The organism is Rhizobium sp. SEMIA 4085 (assembly GCF_013004495.1).
In the GTDB taxonomy this organism is placed as follows: Bacteria; Pseudomonadota; Alphaproteobacteria; order Rhizobiales; family Rhizobiaceae; genus Rhizobium; species Rhizobium gallicum.
In genome coordinates, this window is the sequence record NZ_JABEPH010000317.1 from 1 (window position 1) to 7,250 (window position 7,250).

Consider the following 7,250-nt stretch of genomic DNA (forward strand, 5'->3'; position numbering starts at 1 on the left):
GGACGGATTCCATCGTTTCAGCCAAGAACCGTCCGCCATTATACGTCGGGGTCACAACAGCGACAAGCGGTAAAGACATTGTACATTCCACAACGCGAAAGAAATCCCAAGAAGAACTAAATGTATGTTATAGTTCAGGTGATGCCTGTCAATAATGTCTTCGCGTAGAATCCAATTTATATTGAGATATTGTCGTTCCTCTGTATAGCCGACTATCGAAGAGCTTAGCTGCATTCTGTGCAGCGACCGTTTGAGGTTGCCGGCAAGAGCAGCGAGCAAATGAAGAACGTCGCCAACAGATGCAGTCGCGAATAGACAGCGGCCTGTTCGCAACTGTGGCGATGACGACGACGGCGGCAAATCCGACTGAGAACGGAGCTCGCCGTCGTTGGAATGGGCAATCACGCGACCGCTGAGCACGAGAACAGATCGACGGTATGAAATCGACTGTGACAATACTTTCCATCTGTCGGTTCGCTTGATTTGCAAGCGGTCACCCGTGACCGCCACGGCGAGGCACATGAAAACCTTCACTGCCAGCGAATTGAGGATAGAGCCGCACCGAGGCCCTGCCTACCGTTCCTGCGACCGGTTTCGTGAGTGCCCCGGCGCAGTAGTAGATGAGGAAGGATCCGATCGTGTATTGGTTCAGGAAATCAACTTCGAAAAAGGAGCGACCGATGAACAGTGTGACGAGACCGAAGAGGGCCACATCCTCGTTTCGTGCGCCCGACGACAGGAGGCATCTAAGGTATCCAACGAGGAGGCCAAGAATAACGGCGCTGAGCAGGATCAGTCCGATATAGCCAAGTTCGACCGCGGCCTCGATGTAGGTATTATGAAAGTGAAAGCCTGCACGCGATGCAATATAGAACTGCTGCCACAAGACCTCCGGTCGAGAAAAGCCCTGGACCCAGAAACCCTGAAAACCGAGGCCGAAGATAGGTTGTTCGTGGGCGATTTCGAGTCCGCGCTGCCAAAGATACGTCCGCCCTGTCAAAGTCGCATCCTTGCCGAAGACGCCGAGGATTGCGCCGAAGAGTCCGGTGCTCAATGCGATCAGTAGTCCGATGGCTGCTGCAGGAACGATCGACAGGAAGAGGACCGTCCGGTGCCGCGGTGAGAAACGCTTCAGAAAGACCGCAGCGACCGTTACGGCAATCGTTGCTGCGATCGTGATCGTGGAGGTCGCCGACTGGGCCGCGTACAGCGAAAAGGCGCCGAAGGCGCCTGACATCAGCGCTAGGATGCGCCACATCATCTGCACGCGCAGAATGAAGACCAGCGAGAAGGAGGCAAAGACGCCGAGCGCGGCAAACATACCGAGTTGGTTCTTCGACGCGAAGGCGCCGATGAAGCTGTAGACGCCATCAAGAGGGTCGTAGTCGAAGTGCCCAAATATTAGTGAGTAGAGCAGCACCAGCGATGCGCCGAGGCTCATACCCAAAACCATCGCCTTTACCGGCACGACCCGTGCGGCAACGAGCGCACAGACAATCGTTGAAAGATATTGCAGCCCGCCGCGCAGGCTGAGGCCCGGAACCGCAGACCAGAAAAAGGACAGGCATGCAAAGATGGAAAAGGCAAAAATCCAATAGAGAGGCCGTGGATCGCCGATGACTGCGCGCGGGTCCATGACAAGAAGAGGCAGCCACACCAGGTAGAACAACAAAATGAAGACAGAGCCAAACAGCTGCGCATAGGCGATGAAAAACATCGTCGCGACCATAGCAGAGATCGCAAAGGGGGCGTTGTGTTCAGGCGATAAGAAAGCGTTGATACTGATACGCATGCCGGTCTGCCGAACCCCTGGTCCTATGATTTTTCATTGGTGACACTGACCTTGACCAAGTCTCCCGGCTGCACGGGCGTCGTTTCGGTCGCAGGAATCTCCTGGATCTTGCTTGCGACCGTTCGCACGATCGAATAGCTGATGAGCCTGGCGGCGTCGCTTCCGGTCAGTTGCGAGGCCGTTGGCGCATTCACCAGCGCCTCAGCCATCAATTGCCGGTACATTTGAAGCTGCAGCGCATTTTCGTCCAGCTGCGACTTGGTTTCCTGCATATCGAGCGCAATCTTCGATTTGCGCTCGTTCTTCAAGTCGATCGTGTCGAGCGCAGCCTTGTTCATCTCCTGCTTGGCGCGCAGCGTGGCAGCGTCGAGGTCAAGCAGGTTGCTCTGGGTATCGGCAAGCGTCGTCTCGAGCCCCAGCGCCCGGGAGCTGACTGCCAGACCCTGATCGACGAGCTTGGCGGTCTTTTGGAGCTCCCTCTTGTAAAGGTCCACTTGCCGGGTCTGGTTGTCGACTTTCTTGCTGAGTGAGGTGATTTCGTTGCCGTAGAGGGTTTGCAGCTCATCAAGCCCCTTGAGGCGGAGGTCGAAGGCATTGCGGTTCGTTTCCATGATTGCCGTTTCATCCTCTATCAGCGTTCGCGCTTGGGGGATGGCGGCAAGGTCTTGGGGGACAGCAATCTTCTCCTCGCCTGCCTCCTCGGAGGCAAGTCGGGCTTTCTTCGCCATCAGACGGGCGCGCTCGGCAACAAGTACCTCGTGACTGCCCCTGGCGTTGATGAAGTCGCGTTCGAACCGCTGACCTTCGTTCAGCCCGCGACGCATGCCGCCAGCAAGACTAATCGCCTTCAAGACCGTCATCTCCGGATCGTAGGGATACTTGCCAGGCGTGTGGACTTCGCCAGCTACGAAGATCGGCCGGAATTCAAGAATCTCAACCGAGGCTTCCGGCGGATTGGGAAGCCCGAACCGTTCCTGGAGGTTGCGGGCGATCTCGCGCGCCACCTCCGAGGTCGACCGGCCGACAGCGTTCAGTTCACCGGCAAACGGCAGAGCCAGATCACCGTTCGGACCGACGATGTATTCGCCTGTAATACCCGGCCACTCGCGAAACTGCCCCTCGGCAGTCTGCCATTCGACCACGCGGACGGACAGCTTGTCCATGATTCCAAGCTTATAGGGATCAGCGTGCGCAGGCGACAGCAACGCCGGTTGAACAAGAAGGACGACTGCGCCAAGCGTTGCACGGCACAGCCGCGGTAGCGCGTAGATGGCGTTACGCGCGGCAGGAGAGAGCTGACGAACTAACCTCATGGTTCTTCCCTATCTTTGCCTGGCAAAGGCGTCGGCCTGTTAGCGGGCACCCCGCGCGAACAGGACAACCGGCACGGTTTTCAAAATGATCCAGACGTCGCCGACGAAGGACCAGTGCTCAACATACTGGCTGTCGAGCTGAACGCGCTCCTCATAGGTGGTGTCGCTTCGCCCGCTCACCTGCCACTTGCCGGTGAGACCCGGACGCGAGCGGAGGTAGTGACTGCCGCGATCACCATAACGGGCCATTTCTTCGCCCATGATTGGACGCGGGCCAACAAGGCTCATATCGCCGCGCAAGACATTGAGCAGTTGTGGCAACTCGTCGAGACTGAGTTTCCGCAGCACCCTTCCGGTGGCGGTTACTCTGATGTCGTGACGCAGCTTGCGGGTCGTTGCCCATTCAGCAAGGGCGGCGGGATTTTCGGCGAGATAGGCAGCAAGCCGCGCATCGCTCTCGGTAACCATGGTTCGGAATTTCAGGCAACGGAATGACTTCCCGTTGTGGCCAACGCGCTGATGGCCGAAAAGAACGGGGCCGCGGTCATCAAGCTTTACGGCGATCGCGATCAGCAAGAAGAGTGGAGAAAACAGGACGAGCAGAATGAGGGCGCCGACGACGTCAAACACCCTCTTGCGCAACCCGCCTAATGGCCTCATTGGCCGCCACTGGGTGTAGTGCGAGAGAATAGAGGCATCGGCTAATTCGACATCATGCTTCATCATGAAGCTCCCCGAAAGCAGTATGTTAAGAAATTAGTAACTAAAGCTTTCAAAAAGGCAATAGAAAAAGATCAACTATAATCGAAATATACTTTGTGTAACATTGTGATACAGATCGGTTCTGTACTTCGCGCAGTTCGCAGGCAATATTCCAGTGAACAAACGGTATTATTCCGTTTCGGTCAGCTGGGCCAAACCGCGGAGGCGACGTCTCCCTAATCAGCGGTTTGGCTCACCCCGGTGTCGGGTCCCAGAGCTTCCACGGCGCATCGCCGCTCTCCCAGGCCTTTTCGAGCACCATCTTGTCTCGCAGCGAATCCATGCTTTGCCAGAAGCCCTGGTGCCAGTGCGAGCCAACCTTGCCCATGTGAAGCGCTTTTTCCATCGGCCCCTCTTCCCAGACGGTGTCATCACCTTCGATGAGGTCGAAGACTTCAGGCTCGCAGACAAAGAAGCCACCGTTGATCAGACCGCCATCGCCAATGCGTTTTTCGCGGAAGGCATGGACACGCGTTCCGTCGTCCGACAGGCCAAGCGCGCCATAGCGGCCCGGCTGGCTGACGGCGGTCAGCGTGATCCAGTTTCCGTCCCTCTCATGTAGCTCAATGGTCGCGGCGATATCGGTATCGGAGACACCGTCGCCATAGGTCAGAAGGAACCGTCTGTCGCCAATGACGTCGCGGGCGCGCCTCAATCGTCCGCCAGTCATCGTGTTCAGCCCGGTATCGAGCACGGTGATCTTCCACGGCTCCAACGCACGGCGGAGCCACTTGAACTCGCCTGTCGCTAGGTCGACCGTGAAGTCGCTGTTTATCATCGCATAGTTGATGAAGTAGTCCTTGATGTAATCCGCTTTATAACCTGCAAGCACAACGAAATCGTTGAAGCCGTAGTGCGAATAGATCTTCATAATATGCCAGATGATCGGTCGCCCGCCGATCTCGACCATAGGCTTTGGCCGAAGTGTAGTCTCTTCCGAAAGACGGCTCCCGTAGCCTCCTGCAAAAATGACAACTTTCATTGCGTCCTCTTCATTTGAAGCGTTGCCCGCCGTACGCGGCTTTAAAGTCACTGTGTCACATAATCCGGTTCAGCCAGGCATGGCTTGGCGTGTCCGATGTGCGGGGTCCTTGAAACCAGAAATGTAACTACGGTCGGACGGATTGGCCGTGTAGCGCAGATCGGTGCCAAGGCTGCCGCCGTCGATCGCCTGTGTGAGCACGTTCAACCGGACGAGTTGCGCTGAGCGGTAAGTGGGATCCTTCAAACCTGCCGCATCAAGGCCGGTTTTCAGGTCGGCAATAGCGCCTGCAAGCGTTACTTGTGGCTGATGGGCCGGTGCCAGGCGCCGGTAGAGATCGAAGTTAACCCGATAGGAACGCCGGTCTGGTGGCGCGTCCTTGTTGATTTCGACCACCGTCCCCGGAACCGAGGCGGCGACGGCCTCGGCGAGCTCGCGCACCTGATAATTCCAGTCCTCGGAACCGACATTGACGGCCAGAAAATTTCCGCCATCCTGCCTGAGCAGCGCCCATTCGATTGCCCTTGCCATGTCGTTGACATGAATGAGCGGCCGCCAGGGCGTGCCATCAGAGAGGACGGAAACCCGTCCGGTCCTCAGCGCCGAGGCCACAAAATCGTTAAGGACGAGATCGAGCCGCGTGCGGCCGGAAAAGCCGCAGGCAGTCGCGAAGCGCAACGCGCTGACCGTCATTTGACTGTTGCGGGCGATCTCGCCAAGCCCGGTCTCGGCCGCAACCTTCGAACGCGAATAGGCGGTCAGAGGGTTAAGCTCATCTGTTTCGGTGCGCGCGCCGCCCTCGGCAAATCCGTACATGGAGCAGCTGGAGGCGAAAACAAAATTTCTTACGCCCATCCTGGCGGCGAGTTCGGCTGTTCTCAGTGTAGCGCGGTGGTTGATCTCGGCGGTCACCGCCTCAAAGCGGCCGCCCATCGGGTCGTTGGAAACGGCTGCCAGATGCACGACCGCATCGACGCCCTTGAATAGCTCGGCGGGCAGGTCGCGGACATCGGCAAAGACCTGACTGTTAAGCAAACGCTCGGGCAGGTTTGCTTGGGTGAGGCAATGCGCGAAAAGGCCAGTGTCGACGCCAACAAGCAAGCAGTCAGGCATCTCACGGCGCAGGTGAGAGACGACAGCAGGCCCGACATAGCCCATATTTCCTGTGATTAAGATCTTCATTTCAAACGCTCCGGAACTGGTGACTGTCATTAAGATGGGCATGGCGCAAACCAGGAGTTGCTTCACACCAACGTTGCATCGGATCAGTGTTTCTTGCGCGTCTCGTTAGAGCTCCTTCGATAGCTGCACGCGCGCCTTTCGCCGTCTGCGGCCTCGCGCCTTCATGATCGGCTCGCCATGCTCGAGGTAGTAGCTCGCATACCGGGAATAGAGTTTTTCGGAACTGCCAAGTCCGCCATAGGTAGAAAGTTTCTCCTGATCGGCCTTGTTGAGCATAACGCCCAGCAATTTGGCTGCGATCGCAGGTTCTTGCTCAAGCGTTGACTTCAAAAGGGCCCGCGGCGTGGCTCCCCATTCCGACACGAGCAGGAAACCGTCGGCGAACGGCTCAAAAGCCTTGGCATCAAAGACCGGCCCGATTGGCGGAAGATCGACGATTATATAGTCGAACATGGAGCGGGCCTCTTGTAACAGAGTCGCCATGGAAGGACCTGAGATCAGCTCGCTCGTGTTGAAGACCTTTACCTGGCGCGGTGTCGCGAGAAGGCTTACACCGGTCTGCGGATCGACAAACAGAGTTTCTTGCCATGTCGTTGGTCCATTCAGCGCCTCTGTCCAGCCGGTTTCAAAGCGGATGCCAAGACCCTGCGTTAGCGATCCGCGTCGAAGATTAGCATCGATCATCAGCACCTTGGCTGGGCTGGATGCCACGAGCGTCGCAAAATTTGCCGCGATCGTCGTCTTGCCTTCGCCTGGTAATACCGAGACGACGCCGATGACCTTGCAGTTCTGGCTGCCAAGCATCGTGTCGGTCATGATCTTTGCATGCCGTAAGGTCTCGGCAAATTTGGTACCGCCCGATTTGACCGCAAACCGCATGGTTTCGACATCGGGATTGGCGATCAGCTTCCCTTCGTCATCGGGAGACGGACGCGTAGCCCCAGGGATCGGCGGCAGGTAACCCAGGAACTTCAAGCCGAGCGTCGTAAACTCCTCACCGAGGCGGAACGTGCCTTCCCTTATCTCGCGCCACAGGCCAAGTCCGATACCGAAGATCGCGCCGAGTATCAGCGAGCCACCAAGCGTGAGGGTACGCTTGGGGCTGGATGCCTCGGTCGGCGGCGAGGCAGGCGAGATGACGCGCGCTTCTGATATCGGGAACGACTGGTTCTGGGCCGTTTCCTGATATTTCGTCAGATAGGTCTTGTAGCTGGGTCTT

General features: G+C 57.4%; 6 protein-coding genes. All 6 read right to left on the reverse strand.

Features of this window, described 5'->3' with window-relative positions; genetic code table 11:
* Positions 1–493: 493 nt before the first annotated feature.
* The gene (locus C9413_RS24725; protein WP_052451806.1) at positions 494–1,792 is read right to left on the reverse strand and encodes an O-antigen ligase; all 1,299 of its coding nucleotides are present in this window, start codon (positions 1,790–1,792) and stop codon (positions 494–496) included.
* Between the two features lie 23 nt (positions 1,793–1,815).
* Entirely contained in the window at positions 1,816–3,105 is a 1,290-nt protein-coding gene (locus tag C9413_RS24730) for a polysaccharide biosynthesis/export family protein (RefSeq protein WP_052451805.1), read from the reverse strand.
* A 39-nt stretch (positions 3,106–3,144) separates the two neighbouring features.
* Positions 3,145–3,828 (reverse strand): sugar transferase, encoded by a 684-nt coding sequence (locus C9413_RS24735; protein ID WP_040115596.1) that lies wholly within the window; start codon positions 3,826–3,828, stop codon positions 3,145–3,147.
* A gap of 232 nt (positions 3,829–4,060) precedes the next feature.
* On the reverse strand, positions 4,061–4,849 hold the full coding sequence (gene rfbF / locus C9413_RS24740) for a glucose-1-phosphate cytidylyltransferase (protein WP_040115595.1): 789 nt from the start codon (positions 4,847–4,849) through the stop codon (positions 4,061–4,063).
* Positions 4,850–4,918: 69 nt separating this feature from the next.
* Positions 4,919–6,031 (reverse strand): NAD(P)-dependent oxidoreductase, encoded by a 1,113-nt coding sequence (locus C9413_RS24745; RefSeq protein ID WP_170251026.1) that lies wholly within the window; start codon positions 6,029–6,031, stop codon positions 4,919–4,921.
* Between the two features lie 105 nt (positions 6,032–6,136).
* A partial coding sequence (locus C9413_RS24750; RefSeq protein WP_170251027.1) for an AAA family ATPase occupies positions 6,137–7,250 on the reverse strand: 1,114 nt, incomplete at its 5' end.